General features: G+C 56.4%; 11 protein-coding genes, 1 tRNA gene and 1 pseudogene. All 13 read right to left on the bottom strand.

The window, feature by feature from the left end; translation table 11 throughout:
• Positions 1 to 69 (bottom strand): annotated as a pseudogene (locus tag ACLEJR_RS26505) (GTP-binding protein); the annotation flags it as partial.
• A 30-nt stretch (positions 70 to 99) separates the two neighbouring features.
• Positions 100 to 2,205: an elongation factor G gene (fusA, locus tag ACLEJR_RS26500; protein ID WP_440797839.1), complete on the bottom strand. Its 2,106-nt coding sequence runs from the start codon at positions 2,203 to 2,205 to the stop codon at positions 100 to 102.
• Positions 2,206 to 2,235: 30 nt separating this feature from the next.
• Entirely contained in the window at positions 2,236 to 2,706 is a 471-nt protein-coding gene (gene rpsG, locus ACLEJR_RS26495) for a 30S ribosomal protein S7 (protein ID WP_024776462.1), read from the bottom strand.
• A gap of 104 nt (positions 2,707 to 2,810) precedes the next feature.
• Entirely contained in the window at positions 2,811 to 3,182 is a 372-nt protein-coding gene (gene rpsL, locus ACLEJR_RS26490) for a 30S ribosomal protein S12 (protein ID WP_003186084.1), read from the bottom strand.
• A gap of 215 nt (positions 3,183 to 3,397) precedes the next feature.
• A complete protein-coding gene (gene rpoC, locus ACLEJR_RS26485; protein ID WP_440797837.1) occupies positions 3,398 to 7,597 on the bottom strand; it encodes a DNA-directed RNA polymerase subunit beta' in 4,200 nt (1,399 codons plus the stop codon).
• Between the two features lie 64 nt (positions 7,598 to 7,661).
• The gene (rpoB, locus tag ACLEJR_RS26480) at positions 7,662 to 11,735 is read right to left on the bottom strand and encodes a DNA-directed RNA polymerase subunit beta (RefSeq protein WP_440797835.1); all 4,074 of its coding nucleotides are present in this window, start codon (positions 11,733 to 11,735) and stop codon (positions 7,662 to 7,664) included.
• Between the two features lie 220 nt (positions 11,736 to 11,955).
• Positions 11,956 to 12,321 carry a 50S ribosomal protein L7/L12 gene (gene rplL, locus ACLEJR_RS26475; RefSeq protein ID WP_117163591.1) on the bottom strand — a complete coding sequence of 122 codons (366 nt, stop codon included), beginning with the start codon at positions 12,319 to 12,321 and terminating at the stop codon, positions 11,956 to 11,958.
• Between the two features lie 78 nt (positions 12,322 to 12,399).
• Positions 12,400 to 12,900, bottom strand: coding sequence for a 50S ribosomal protein L10 (gene rplJ / locus ACLEJR_RS26470; protein ID WP_440797831.1), 501 nt, complete (start codon positions 12,898 to 12,900; stop codon positions 12,400 to 12,402).
• Positions 12,901 to 13,097: 197 nt separating this feature from the next.
• The gene (gene rplA, locus ACLEJR_RS26465; RefSeq protein WP_440797829.1) at positions 13,098 to 13,793 is read right to left on the bottom strand and encodes a 50S ribosomal protein L1; all 696 of its coding nucleotides are present in this window, start codon (positions 13,791 to 13,793) and stop codon (positions 13,098 to 13,100) included.
• Positions 13,793 to 14,224: a 50S ribosomal protein L11 gene (gene rplK / locus ACLEJR_RS26460; protein ID WP_003176435.1), complete on the bottom strand. Its 432-nt coding sequence runs from the start codon at positions 14,222 to 14,224 to the stop codon at positions 13,793 to 13,795. The genes rplA and rplK overlap by 1 nt, the downstream gene beginning before the upstream one ends.
• Positions 14,225 to 14,341: 117 nt before the next feature.
• Positions 14,342 to 14,875, bottom strand: a complete 534-nt coding sequence (nusG, locus tag ACLEJR_RS26455) for a transcription termination/antitermination protein NusG (protein ID WP_010443972.1) — start codon at positions 14,873 to 14,875, stop codon at positions 14,342 to 14,344.
• A gap of 9 nt (positions 14,876 to 14,884) precedes the next feature.
• Positions 14,885 to 15,253, bottom strand: coding sequence for a preprotein translocase subunit SecE (secE, locus tag ACLEJR_RS26450; protein ID WP_003186101.1), 369 nt, complete (start codon positions 15,251 to 15,253; stop codon positions 14,885 to 14,887).
• A 45-nt stretch (positions 15,254 to 15,298) separates the two neighbouring features.
• Positions 15,299 to 15,374 (bottom strand) — tRNA-Trp (locus ACLEJR_RS26445).
• Between the last annotated feature and the right edge of the window lie 53 nt (positions 15,375 to 15,427).

Here is a 15,427-nt window from a genome sequence, read left to right as displayed (position 1 = left end):
ATGGTCAACGTGGCCGATGGTGCCAACGTTGACGTGCGGTTTGTTCCGTTCAAATTTTTCTTTAGCCACGACAATTAACTCCTAGCTTAAAGGGCTGAATCAGCCTTGCTTTTTAGTAACAGTTTCGACGATATGCGACGGAGCTGTATTGTATTTTTTGAATTCCATGGAGTAGCTTGCGCGACCCTGAGACATGGAACGAACGTCGGTTGCGTAACCGAACATTTCACCCAACGGAACCTCGGCACGAATGACCTTGCCGGAAACCGTATCTTCCATACCCAGAATCATGCCACGACGACGGTTAAGGTCGCCCATGACATCACCCATGTAGTCTTCAGGCGTAACGACTTCTACCGCCATGATCGGCTCCAGCAACTCACCGCCACCCTTCTGGGCCAGTTGCTTGGTTGCCATGGAAGCAGCCACCTTGAACGCCATCTCGTTGGAGTCGACGTCGTGGTAAGAACCATCGAACACGGTAGCCTTCAGGCCGATCAGCGGATAGCCGGCAACGACGCCGTTCTTCATCTGCTCTTCGATACCCTTCTGGATCGCCGGGATGTATTCCTTAGGAACCACACCACCTACGACTTCGTTCAGGAATTGCAGACCTTCCTGACCTTCGTCAGCCGGTGCAAAACGGATCCAGCAATGACCGAACTGGCCACGACCACCGGATTGACGAACGAACTTGCCTTCGATTTCACAGCTCTTCGTGATGCGCTCACGATAGGAAACCTGCGGCTTACCGATGTTGGCTTCGACGTTGAACTCACGGCGCATCCGGTCAACCAGGATGTCCAGGTGCAGCTCGCCCATGCCGGAGATGATCGTCTGACCAGTCTCTTCATCAGTCTTGACGCGGAAAGACGGGTCTTCCTGAGCGAGCTTGCCCAGAGCGATACCCATTTTTTCCTGGTCATCCTTGGTTTTTGGCTCAACGGCAACCGAAATAACCGGCTCCGGGAAGTCCATGCGAACCAGGATGATTGGCTTGTCAGCGTTGCACAAGGTTTCGCCAGTGGTGACGTCCTTCATGCCGATCAAGGCCGCGATGTCGCCAGCGCGAACTTCCTTGATTTCTTCACGGGCGTTTGCGTGCATTTGCACCATACGACCCACACGCTCTTTCTTGCCTTTTACCGAGTTGATCACGCCGTCGCCGGAGGCCAAAACGCCCGAGTAAACCCGGACAAAGGTCAAGGTGCCCACGAATGGGTCGGTAGCGATCTTGAATGCCAGAGCCGCGAAAGGCTCGTCGTCACTTGCGTGACGCTCCATTTCCTCTTCCTCGTTATCCGGGTTCGAACCCTTGATAGCAGGAATGTCGGTTGGAGCAGGCAGGAAGTCGATAACGGCGTCGAGAACCAGGGGAACACCCTTGTTCTTGAACGAGGAGCCGCAAACAGCAAGAACGATCTCGCCAGCGATAGTACGCTGACGCAGAGCGGCCTTGATTTCCTCGTTGGAGAGTTCTTCACCCTCGAGGTATTTGTTCATCAGCTCTTCACTGGCTTCGGCCGCAGCCTCAACCATGTTGCTGCGCCATTGCTCGGCTTCTTCCAACAGCTCGGCAGGAATTTCCTTACGGACAGGGACCATGCCCTTGTCGGAATCATTCCAGTAAACCGCTTGCATGTTGATCAGATCGATCTGGCCCTGGAAGTTGTCTTCCGAACCGATAGCGAGCTGGATAGGCACCGGAGTGTGACCCAGACGCTGCTTGATTTGACCGATCACGCGCAGGAAGTTGGCACCAGCACGGTCCATCTTGTTTACGTAAACAAGACGTGGAACGCCGTATTTGTTGGCCTGACGCCATACGGTTTCCGACTGAGGCTCAACACCCGAAGTACCACAGAACACAACGACCGCGCCGTCGAGTACACGCAGGGAACGCTCAACTTCAATGGTGAAGTCTACGTGGCCCGGGGTATCGATTACGTTGAAGCGATGCTCGTGCGGATACTGCTTCTCAGAACCTTTCCAGAAGGCGGTGATGGCAGCAGAAGTAATGGTAATACCACGCTCCTGCTCCTGCACCATCCAGTCTGTGGTCGCGGCGCCGTCATGCACCTCGCCCATTTTGTGACTTTTGCCGGTGTAAAAAAGGACGCGCTCGGTGGTGGTGGTTTTACCAGCATCCACGTGAGCGACGATACCGATGTTACGGTAGCGGTTAATCGGTGTAGTACGAGCCATAAAGCCCTCGCAAATTGAGTGACGCTAAAATTAGAAGCGGTAGTGCGAGAAAGCCTTGTTGGCTTCAGCCATACGGTGCACGTCTTCACGCTTCTTAACTGCAGCACCTTTACCTTCAGCAGCGTCCAGCAGTTCGCCAGCCAAACGCAGAGCCATGGACTTCTCGCCGCGCTTGCGGGCGAAGTCTACAAGCCAGCGCATGGCAAGAGCGTTACGACGGGACGGACGAACTTCAACCGGAACCTGGTAGGTAGCACCGCCTACGCGGCGCGACTTCACTTCGACCAGCGGAGCGATGGCGTCGAGTGCTTTTTCGAAGAGTTCCAGGGGATCGGAGTTCTTACGCTCTTTAACTTTTTCCAGCGCGCCATAAACGATACGCTCGGCAACGGCTTTCTTGCCGCTTTCCATTACGTGGTTCATGAACTTGGCGAGGATCTGGCTTCCGTATTTCGGATCGTCCAGAATCTCACGCTTGGCTGCTACGCGACGTCTTGGCATTGATAAGCCCTCAAACGGTCTTCAGGTTAGCCCGGGACAGCTGACGCGTGCCCGACCTTACTCTTATCGACTCAATAAAATTAAAAACTGCAAAAAACGGCCGATTATTTCGGACGTTTGGTACCGTACTTCGAACGACCCTGGTTACGACCTTTAACGCCGGAGGTATCCAAAGAACCGCGAACGGTGTGGTAACGAACACCTGGCAAGTCTTTTACACGACCGCCGCGGATCAGTACCACGCTGTGCTCTTGCAGGTTGTGGCCTTCACCGCCGATGTACGAGGAAACCTCGAAACCGTTGGTCAGGCGCACACGGCATACTTTACGCAGTGCCGAGTTAGGTTTTTTCGGCGTAGTGGTGTACACACGGGTGCATACGCCACGACGTTGCGGGCAGTTCTGCAGCGCAGGCACGTCGGATTTCTCGACGATACGCTTACGCGGCTGACGTACCAGCTGGTTGATAGTTGCCATCTACTAGCTCCACTGTTGTCTTGCGACGCTATTGTCTTGCAAGAAAAGCAAAATGGCAGGAACGCATTCCCGCCAAATTTAGGGGATCAAGAGTCTAAAGAGGATCTTGTCCCCAGTCAAGGCAAGGCCCCGACCTCCCCGCCCGCCGGATCTCGACATTTGTCTCGATCCGCCGAACGGGATGACCAGGGCCAGGCACTCAATTATCGCAGAACTCAGTTACCGCTCGAGTTCAGCGCTTCGGTCAGTGCAGCTTCCACTTCACTGGCGCTCACGCGCAGCGGCTTGTCTGCATCACGGCGACGCTTACGCTCGCTGTGGTAGGCCAAACCGGTACCGGCCGGGATCAGACGACCCACAACCACGTTCTCTTTCAGGCCGCGCAGGTAGTCGCGCTTGCCGGTTACCGCCGCCTCGGTCAGTACCCGGGTGGTTTCCTGGAAGGAAGCCGCCGAGATGAACGATTCAGTGGACAACGACGCCTTGGTGATACCCAGCAACACGCGAGTGAACTTGGCGACGAACTTGTCTTCCGCTGCCAGGCGCTCGTTTTCTACCAGGACGTGAGTCAGTTCCATCTGGTCGCCCTTGATGAAGCTGGAATCGCCGGACTCGGAAATCTCAACTTTACGCAGCATCTGACGCAGGATGGTCTCGATGTGCTTGTCGTTGATCTTCACGCCTTGCAGACGATAAACGTCCTGGATCTCGTTCACGATGTACTTGGCCAGCGCGCTCACACCCAGCAGACGCAGGATGTCGTGCGGATCGCTAGGACCGTCGGAGATAACTTCGCCGCGGTTTACCTGTTCGCCTTCGAAGACGTTCAGGTGGCGCCACTTCGGAATCAGCTCCTCGTACGGATCGCTACCGTCGTTCGGAGTAATGACCAGGCGACGCTTGCCCTTGGTCTCTTTACCGAACGCGATGGTGCCGCTGACTTCAGCCAGGATCGACGCCTCTTTCGGACGACGGGCTTCGAACAGGTCGGCAACACGCGGCAGACCACCAGTGATGTCGCGGGTTTTCGAAGTTTCCTGCGGGATACGGGCGATAACGTCACCGATCGCAATCCGCGCACCGTCCGCAACACCGACCAGGGCGTTGGCTGGCAGGAAGTACTGAGCGATAACGTCAGTGCCCGGCAGCAACAGGTCCTTGCCGTTGTCGTCGACCATCTTCACGGCAGGACGGATGTCCTTGCCCGCAGCTGGACGATCTTTCGGATCGAGCACTTCAATGTTGGTCATACCGGTCAATTCGTCGGTCTGACGCTTGATCGTGATGCCTTCTTCCATGCCCACGTAGGTCACGGTACCTTTCATCTCGGTAACGATCGGGTGAGTGTGCGGATCCCACTTGGCAACGATTGCGCCAGCGTCGACCTTGTCGCCTTCCTTCACCGAAATGACCGCACCGTACGGCAGCTTGTAGCGCTCGCGCTCACGACCGAAATCGTCCGCGATAGCCAGCTCGCCGGAACGGGACACGGCTACCAAGTGACCGTCCACTCGCTCGACATGCTTGAGGTTATGCAGACGGACAGTACCGCCGTTCTTCACCTGTACGCTGTCGGCCGCAGAGGTCCGGCTGGCCGCACCACCGATGTGGAACGTACGCATCGTCAGCTGGGTACCCGGCTCACCGATGGACTGGGCGGCGATGACGCCAACCGATTCACCGATGTTCACCTGATGACCACGAGCCAGGTCGCGACCGTAGCACTTGGCGCAAATGCCGTAGCGGGTTTCGCAGCTGATCGGCGAACGCACGATCACTTCGTCGATGCTGTTCAGCTCGATGAACTCGACCCACTTCTCGTCAACCAGGGTGCCGGCAGGAACGATTACATCCTCGGTACCAGGCTTGAATACGTCACGGGCAATGACACGACCCAATACACGCTCACCCAACGGCTCTACAACGTCACCGCCTTCAATGTGCGGCGTCATGACCAGGCCGTGTTCGGTGCCGCAGTCGATCTCGGTCACAACCAGATCCTGCGCCACGTCTACCAGACGACGAGTCAGGTAACCGGAGTTCGCAGTTTTCAACGCGGTATCCGCAAGACCCTTACGAGCACCGTGAGTAGAGATGAAGTACTGGAGTACGCTCAAGCCCTCACGGAAGTTAGCCGTAATCGGAGTCTCGATGATGGAGCCGTCCGGCTTGGCCATCAGGCCACGCATACCGGCGAGCTGACGGATCTGCGCAGCAGAACCCCGTGCGCCCGAGTCGGCCATCATGTACATCGAGTTGAAGGATTCCTGATCAACTTCTTCGCCATGACGGTCGATGACTTTCTCTTTCGAGAGGTTGGCCATCATCGCCTTGGAAACTTCGTCGTTCGCCTTGGACCAGAGGTCGATCACCTTGTTGTACTTCTCGCCCTGGGTTACCAGGCCGGAGGCGTACTGACTTTCGATCTCTTTCACTTCCTCGGTAGCGGTACCGATGATGCGAGCTTTTTCATCCGGGATAACGAAGTCGTTAACACCGATGGAAACGCCGGAAATGGTCGAATAGGCAAAACCGGTGTACATCAATTGGTCAGCGAAGATCACGGTCTCTTTCAAACCAACCACGCGGTAGCACTGGTTGATCAGCTTGGAGATCGCTTTCTTCTTCATCGGCAGGTTGACGACGTCGAAGGACAGACCTTTTGGCACAACCTGGAACAACAGCGCACGGCCGACGGTGGTGTCGACGATACGGGTGTTGGTGACGCTGCCGCCATCACGATCGTTCACGGTTTCGGTGATCCGCACCTTGACCTTGGCGTGCAGTGCGGCTTCGCCGGCACGGAACACACGGTCAACTTCCTGCAGGTCCGCGAACACACGACCTTCGCCCTTGGCGTTGATCGCCTCACGAGTCATGTAGTACAGACCCAATACAACGTCCTGGGACGGAACGATGATCGGCTCACCGTTGGCTGGCGACAGGATGTTGTTGGTGGACATCATCAACGCACGCGCTTCGAGCTGGGCTTCCAGCGTCAGCGGTACGTGCACGGCCATCTGGTCGCCGTCGAAGTCGGCGTTGTACGCAGCACAGACCAGAGGGTGCAGCTGGATAGCCTTACCTTCGATCAGTACCGGTTCAAAAGCCTGAATACCCAGACGGTGAAGGGTCGGTGCACGGTTGAGCAGCACTGGGTGTTCGCGAATCACTTCTGCGAGAACGTCCCAGACCTCTGGCAGCTCGCGCTCGACCATTTTCTTGGCAGCTTTAATTGTGGTAGCGAGACCACGCATTTCCAGCTTGCCGAAAATGAACGGCTTGAACAGTTCCAGAGCCATCTTCTTGGGCAGACCGCACTGGTGCAGACGCAGGGTCGGACCTACGGTAATTACAGAACGACCGGAGTAGTCAACACGCTTACCGAGCAAGTTCTGACGGAAACGACCTTGCTTACCCTTGATCATGTCAGCCAGGGATTTCAGAGGACGCTTGTTGGAACCGGTAATCGCACGGCCACGACGACCGTTGTCGAGCAGTGCGTCGACAGCTTCCTGCAACATACGCTTTTCGTTGCGCACGATGATGTCCGGAGCGGACAGGTCAAGCAGGCGCTTCAAGCGGTTGTTACGGTTGATCACCCGACGATACAGATCGTTGAGGTCGGACGTCGCGAAGCGGCCGCCGTCGAGCGGTACCAGTGGACGCAGGTCTGGCGGCAGAACCGGCAGAACGGTCAGGACCATCCACTCTGGGAGATTGCCGGAGCCCTGGAACGCCTCCATCAACTTCAGACGCTTGGACAGCTTTTTGATCTTGGTTTCAGAGTTGGTTTGCGGAATTTCTTCGCGCAGACGACCAATCTCGTGCTCCAGGTCGATCGCGTGCAGCAGTTCGCGGACTGCTTCGGCACCCATGCGGGCATCGAAATCGTCGCCGAACTCTTCCAGCGCTTCGAAGTATTGCTCGTCGTTGAGCAACTGGCCCTTTTCAAGGGTGGTCATGCCTGGATCGATAACGACATAGCTCTCGAAGTAGAGAACGCGCTCGATATCACGCAGAGTCATGTCCATCAGCAAGCCGATACGGGACGGCAGCGACTTCAGGAACCAGATGTGAGCAACCGGCGAGGCCAGCTCGATGTGCGCCATGCGCTCACGACGAACTTTTGCCAGCGCGACTTCAACGCCGCACTTCTCGCAGATCACACCGCGGTGCTTCAAGCGCTTGTACTTACCGCACAGGCACTCGTAATCCTTTACCGGGCCAAAGATCTTGGCGCAGAACAGGCCGTCACGCTCGGGTTTGAACGTACGGTAGTTGATGGTTTCCGGTTTTTTAACTTCACCGAACGACCACGAACGGATCATCTCAGGCGAGGCCAATCCGATACGGATGGCGTCGAACTCTTCGACTTGACCCTGGTTTTTCAGCAAATTCAGTAGGTCTTTCAAGGCCTTTCCTCCTGGCGGAGCAGAGAGCGGGCAAAACAGCCCCGCCCTCGATTCGCGTCACGTGTTATTCGGTTTCCAGATCGATATCGATGCCGAGGGAACGAATTTCCTTGATCAACACGTTGAAGGACTCGGGCATGCCCGGCTCCATACGGTGATCGCCGTCCACGATGTTTTTGTACATCTTGGTCCGGCCGTTCACATCGTCCGACTTCACTGTGAGCATTTCTTGCAGAGTGTATGCAGCACCGTAAGCTTCCAGTGCCCAGACCTCCATCTCCCCGAAACGCTGACCACCGAACTGCGCCTTACCACCCAGCGGCTGCTGGGTAACCAGGCTGTAAGAACCGGTAGAACGGGCGTGCATCTTGTCGTCTACCAAGTGGTTCAGCTTCAGCATGTACATGTAGCCAACGGTGACCGGGCGCTCGAACTTGTTGCCGGTACGACCATCGAACAGCTGCATCTGGCCGCTTTCCGGCAGGTCTGCCAGCTTCAGCATGGCCTTGATTTCAACTTCCTTGGCACCGTCGAACACAGGGGTGGCCATTGGAACGCCGCCCTTGAGGTTCTTCGCCAGGTCCAGGATTTCCTGGTCGGAGAAGCTGTCCAGCTCTTCGTTGCGACCGCCGATCTCGTTGTAGATCTCGTGCAGGAACTTACGCAGGTCAGCAACCTTGCGCTGCTCTTCGAGCATGCGGTTGATCTTCTCGCCCAGGCCCTTGGCCGCGAGGCCCAGGTGGGTTTCGAGGATCTGGCCAACGTTCATACGCGAAGGTACGCCCAGCGGGTTGAGGACCACATCGACCGGCGTGCCGTTGGCATCGTGCGGCATGTCTTCAACCGGCATGATCACCGAGACCACACCTTTGTTACCGTGACGACCGGCCATCTTGTCGCCCGGCTGGATGCGACGACGGATTGCCAAGTAGACCTTGACGATTTTCAGCACGCCTGGAGCCAGGTCATCGCCCTGCTGCAGCTTGCGCTTCTTGTCTTCGAACTTGTCGTCCAGCAGACGGCGGCGATCAACGATGTAGGCCTGAGCCTTCTCGAGCTGCTCGTTCAAAGCGTCTTCGGCCATGCGCAGTTTGAACCACTGGCCGTGCTCGAGACCGTCGAGAACCTCGTCGGTGATTTCCTGGCCTTTCTTCAGGCCGGCGCCGCCCTCGACCTTGTGGCCGACCAGCGCTGCGCGCAGACGTTCGAAAGTAGCGCCTTCAACGATGCGGAACTCTTCGTTCAGGTCCTTGCGGATCTCGTCGAGCTGACTCTTCTCGATGGACAGTGCACGAGCATCACGCTCGACGCCATCGCGAGTGAAGACCTGTACGTCGATGACGGTACCCTTGGTGCCGGTTGGCACGCGCAGGGAGGTGTCTTTAACGTCGCTGGCTTTTTCACCGAAGATGGCACGCAGCAATTTTTCTTCCGGAGTCAGCTGGGTCTCGCCTTTCGGAGTGACCTTACCCACCAGGATGTCGCCAGCGCCTACTTCAGCACCTACATAAACGATACCGGCTTCGTCCAGCTTGTTCAGTGCAGCTTCACCCACGTTCGGGATGTCCGCAGTGATTTCTTCCGGGCCAAGCTTGGTGTCACGGGCCACACAGGTCAGTTCCTGGATGTGGATCGTGGTGAAGCGATCTTCTTGAACCACACGCTCGGACAGGCAGATGGAGTCTTCGAAGTTGAAGCCGTTCCACGCCATGAACGCAATGCGCATGTTCTGACCCAGCGCCAGTTCACCCATGTCGGTGGACGGACCGTCGGCCATGATGTCGCTGCGCTGAACCCGATCACCTTTGCTCACCAGCGGACGCTGGTTGATGCAGGTGTTCTGGTTGGAGCGGGTGTATTTGGTCAGGTTGTAGATGTCGACGCCGGCTTCGCCCGGTTCAACTTCGTCATCGGCAACCCGAACCACGATACGGCTGGCATCGACGGAATCGATCACGCCACCACGACGAGCCACAACGCAGACGCCGGAGTCACGGGCAACGTTACGCTCCATGCCGGTACCTACCAGCGGCTTGTCGGCACGCAGGGTCGGTACTGCCTGACGCTGCATGTTCGAACCCATCAACGCACGGTTGGCGTCGTCGTGCTCAAGGAACGGGATCAGCGACGCGGCTACCGACACAACCTGCTTCGGCGATACGTCCATCAAGGTGACGTCTTCCGGCGCCTTGACGGTGAACTCGTTCAGGTGACGTACAGCCACCAGCTCGTCGACCAGCACTTTCTGCTCGTTCATGGTCGCCGAAGCTTGGGCGATCACGTGATCGGCCTCTTCGATAGCGGACAGGAACACGATATCGTCAGTGACCACACCCTCTTTCACCACACGGTACGGGCTTTCCAGGAAGCCATACTGGTTGGTGCGCGCATAAGCCGCCAGGGAGTTGATCAAACCGATGTTCGGACCTTCAGGGGTCTCGATCGGGCATACACGGCCGTAGTGAGTCGGGTGTACGTCACGAACTTCAAAGCCCGCACGCTCACGGGTCAGACCGCCTGGGCCGAGTGCAGAGACACGACGCTTGTGAGTGATCTCGGACAGCGGGTTGTTCTGGTCCATGAACTGGGACAGCTGGCTGGAACCGAAGAACTCCTTCACTGCCGCAGCCACTGGCTTGGCGTTGATCAGGTCTTGCGGCATCAGGCCTTCGCTTTCAGCCATCGACAGACGTTCCTTGACCGCGCGCTCTACACGCACCAGGCCAACACGGAACTGGTTCTCGGCCATCTCGCCTACGCAGCGAACACGACGGTTACCCAGGTGGTCGATGTCATCGACGATGCCCTTGCCGTTACGGATGTCGACCAGTGTCTTGAGCACCGCGACGATGTCATCCTTGTTCAGCACGCCCGAACCTTCGATCTCGGTACGACCGATACGACGGTTGAACTTCATCCGGCCGACCGCAGACAAGTCATAGCGCTCAGGGCTGAAGAACAGGTTGTTGAACAGGGTCTCTGCAGCATCCTTGGTTGGCGGCTCGCCAGGACGCATCATGCGATAGATTTCGACCAGGGCTTCCAGTTGGTTGCCGGTGGAGTCGATCTTCAGCGTGTCGGAGATGAAAGGACCGCAGTCGATGTCGTTGGTGTACAGAGTTTCGATACGAACGACCTGGGCCTTGACGATTTTCGCCAGGAGCTCTGTGCTCAGTTCGGTATTGCACTCTGCAATGATCTCGCCAGTGGCAGGATGCACGATTGCCTTGGCCGTGGTGCGGCCCAAGACGTAGTCCATTGGCACCTGCAGTTCTTTGATGCCGGCTTTTTCGAGCTGGTTGATATGGCGAGCGGTAATACGACGACCCTGCTCGACAATAACCTTGCCCTTGTCATCCTGGATGTCGAGGACAGCAATTTCACCACGCAGACGCTGAGGAACCAGCTCCAGGCTCAGGTTTTCACCCTGCACATGGAAGACGTTGGTGGTGTAGAACGCGTCCAGCACTTCCTCGGTGGTATAGCCGAGCGCACGCAACAGTACCGATGCAGGCAACTTGCGACGACGGTCGATACGCACGAATACGCAGTCCTTCGGATCGAACTCGAAGTCCAACCACGAACCGCGGTAAGGAATGATGCGCGCGGAGTAGAGCAGTTTGCCGGAGCTGTGCGTCTTGCCACGGTCGTGGTCGAAGAACACGCCCGGAGAACGGTGCAGCTGGGAAACGATTACACGCTCGGTACCGTTGATAACGAAGGTACCGTTTTCAGTCATCAGGGGAATTTCGCCCATGTAGACTTCTTGCTCTTTGATGTCCTTGATCGCTTTGTTCGACGATTCTTTGTCGAAAATGATCAGGCGCACTTTTACCCGCAAAGGTACGGCGTAAGTTACACCGCGCAATACGCATTCTTTGACATCAAATGCCGGTTCGCCCAGGCGATAACCGACGTACTCCAGCGCAGCATTGCCGGAGTAGCTGATGATCGGGAAAACGGATTTGAAGGCCGCATGCAGGCCCACGTCGCGGAACTGATCTTTAGTCGCTCCCGCTTGCAAGAATTCACGATACGAATCCAGCTGGATGGCCAGGAGGTACGGCACATCCATGACGTCCGGCAACTTGCTAAAGTCCTTGCGGATACGTTTTTTCTCAGTATATGAGTAAGCCATCAGCGTTCCCCAGCTTGGTCACCTGCTTGTTTGGCCTCCCCCGACGGGAGCGACCAGAAAATCGTGCAAACCCCATGGTTTGCGCCACCGCATCGGGTGGTTAAAGCTCGCTATCAGCGCCAACCCAGTCGGCCGCCAATAACGGAAAAAGGCCGGTGGCAAGAGCCACCAGCCATCAGCCTGTCGCTTAACGCTCGGGCTGGAGACGCAAAGTCGATGCTTACTTCAGCTCGACTTTAGCGCCTGCTTCTTCCAGAGCGGCCTTGGCTTTGTCAGCTGCGTCTTTGGCAACAGCTTCCAGAACCATGGCAGGAGCGCCGTCAACTACAGCCTTGGCTTCTTTCAGGCCCAGACCGGTCAGTTCACGTACTGCCTTGATCACGTTTACTTTCTTGTCGCCAGCTTCGGTCAGCATGACGTTGAACTCGGTTTGCTCTTCAACAACGGCAGCAGCAACAGCTGGACCAGCCGAAGCAGCAGCAGCGGAAACGCCGAATTTTTCTTCGAAAGCTTTGATCAGCTCAACAACCTGCAGAACCGACATTTCAGCTACGGCGTTGAGGATATCGTCTTGAGAGATAGACATTGCTGTATTTCCTGAATTGGGGGACGGCCTACGCGGCCATCGAAATAAACAAAAATACGCGAGAGAGTTTGCTCAGCCTTAGGCTGCGGCAGCTTCTTTTTGCTCGCGAACTGCAGCCAGGGTACGAGCCAGCTTGCTGGTAGCGCCTTGAATCACGCTCATCAGCTGCGAAATGGCTTCGTCGCGGGTCGGCAGTGTTGCCAGTACGTCGATTTGGTTAGCTGCGAGGAACTTGCCCTCGAACGCAGCTGCCTTGATCTCGAACTTGTCCTGACTCTTGGCGAACTCTTTGAACAAACGGGCAGCAGCGCCTGGGTGCTCTTTGGAGAATGCGATAAGAGTCGGGCCGGTGAACACGTCGTTGAGGACACTGTATTCAGTGTCGGCAACAGCGCGCTTGAGCAGGGTGTTACGTACGACACGTACGTAAACGCCAGCTTCACGAGCCTCTTTACGGAGTCCGGTCATTGCGCCTACTGTTACGCCACGGGCATCAGCCACGACAGCGGACAGAGCGACTTTGGCAGCCTCGTTGACTTCAGCGACGATGGCCTTCTTGTCTTCGAGTTTAATTGCCACGGGTTTAACTCCTGCTTGTTACCGTTTCATCCGGTCGAAACCGAATGTCGTTTTGGTGTCTGATTCGGTAAGGAACCGGGAGCACCATCTGCGTAGGCTTGTGGTTTAAGACTTTCGTCGCCTACGGTCTTGGACAGCCCCCGCCAGGCAGGGACCCCAATTTATTGATTGGCGCAGTGACTGCGCCAATCCGAGCTTTACGCGTCGAGCGAGCTCTGATCGATGACCAGACCTGGACCCATAGTGGTGCTCAGGGTGACACGCTTGACGTAGATACCTTTCGAAGAAGCTGGCTTGATACGCTTCAGGTCAGCGATCAGGGCTTCAACGTTTTCCTTCAGCTTGACGGCGTCGAAGCCAATCTTGCCGACGGAAGTATGGATGATGCCGTTCTTGTCGGTGCGGTAACGAACCTGACCAGCCTTGGCATTTTTGACCGCGCTGGCTACGTCCGGGGTTACGGTGCCGACTTTAGGGTTAGGCATCAGGCCACGTGGACCGAGGATCTGACCCAGCTGACCTACAACGCGCATGGCATCCGGGGATGCGATAACCACGTCGTAGTTCAGGTCGCCGCCTTTCATTTCAGCAGCCAGGTCGTCCATACCAACGCGATCGGCACCAGCAGCCAGAGCAGCTTCAGCTGCCGGGCCTTGGGTGAAGACAGCTACACGAACGGTCTTGCCAGTGCCGTGAGGCAGCACGGTAGCGCTACGAACGACCTGGTCGGATTTACGAGGGTCAACGCCCAGGTTCACAGCAATGTCGAACGACTCGCTGAACTTGACAGTCGACAGCTCAGCCAGCAGAGCGGCGGCGTCTACAAAGTTGTAGGCCTTGCCTGCTTCGATTTTGCCGGCGATAGCCTTTTGACGCTTGGTCAGCTTAGCCATTACACACCCTCCACGTTAAGGCCCATGCTACGAGCAGAACCGGCGATAGTACGCACGGCTGCATCCATATCAGCTGCAGTCAAATCCGCGTTTTTGGTTTTCGCGATTTCTTCCAGCTGCGCACGGGTAACGGTGCCAACCTTAACGGTGTTTGGACGAGCGGAACCGCTGGTCAAACCTGCAGCCTTCTTCAGCAGAACCGAAGCAGGGGTGCTTTTTGTTTCGAAAGTGAAGCTACGGTCGCTGTAGACAGTGATGATCACTGGAGTCGGCAGGCCTGGCTCAAGACCCTGGGTACGGGCGTTGAAAGCTTTGCAGAATTCCATGATGTTCACACCGTGCTGACCCAAAGCAGGACCAACGGGTGGGCTTGGGTTAGCCTGAGCGGCCTTCACTTGCAGCTTGATGTAAGCGGTAATCTTCTTGGCCATGAGGCACTCCAATTACGGGTTCGAACGCCTCGAAAGGCTCCCCGGTTACTTGCGCGTTTATCCCAGTGACGACAAAACCCCACAGCCTAGGGCTGCGGGGTTGGGATGCCTGCCCAATCAGACCTTTTCGACCTGACTGAACTCCAGCTCTACCGGAGTAGAGCGACCGAAAATGAGCACTGCCACTTGGATCCGGCTCTTTTCGTAGTTAACTTCTTCAACCGTGCCGTTGAAATCAGCGAATGGACCGTCGGTAACACGTACAACCTCACCCGGCTCAAACAGCGTCTTCGGCTTCGGCTTGTCGCTACCATCAGCAACACGACGCAGAATCGCTTCCGCCTCTTTATCCGTAATTGGCGCAGGCTTGTCGGCGGTACCGCCAATAAAGCCCATCACCCGAGGGGTATCCTTGACCAAGTGCCAAGTCCCTTCGTTCATGTCCATCTGTACCAGCACATAGCCTGGAAAGAACTTGCGCTCGCTTTTGCGCTTCTGGCCGTTGCGCATCTCAACCACTTCTTCAGTGGGGACCAGAATCTCGCCAAAGCCATCTTCCATGCCTGCCAGCTTTACGCGCTCAATCAGCGAGCGCATGACATGCTTCTCGTAACCCGAGTAAGCATGCACAACGTACCAACGCTTAGCCACGGGACACCCTTAGCCAACAATCAAGGAAACAAGCCAGCCGAGCAGGGAATCAAGCCCCCACAGCAGCAACGCCATTACCAGAACAACAGCCACAACGATCAACGTGGTCTGCGTGGTTTCTTGGCGAGTCGGCCATACGACTTTACGAATCTCAGTGCGGGCTTCCTTAGCGAGTACAAAGAAAGACTTACCCTTGGCCGTCTGCAAGCCTACAAAGGCAGCAACGGCAGCAATGGCGAGCAATGCAAGTACGCGGTACAGGATCGGCGAAGCAGAGTAATACTGATTGCCAACAACGCCAACAACCACCAAAGCGACTACCACTAGCCACTTGAGCAGATCGAAGCGAGAGCCTTGAGCTTCAGCTTTAGGAGTCATCTGTGAAGATCCTGTGAAAAGAAAGCCAGACACACTGAGTGAATCTGGCAGGTCAGGAGGGAATCGAACCCCCAACCTACGGTTTTGGAGACCGTCGCTCTGCCAATTGAGCTACTGACCTAAAACAAAATCAGGCCGACCATTATGCCGGCCCGAAAAAGACATTACAACTGT

This window comes from Pseudomonas sp. SMN5 (genome assembly GCF_052041925.1).
Lineage (GTDB): Bacteria > Pseudomonadota > Gammaproteobacteria > Pseudomonadales > Pseudomonadaceae > Aquipseudomonas.
Note: the sequence above shows the minus strand (reverse complement) of the source record. Positions and strands in the feature narration are given on the sequence as shown.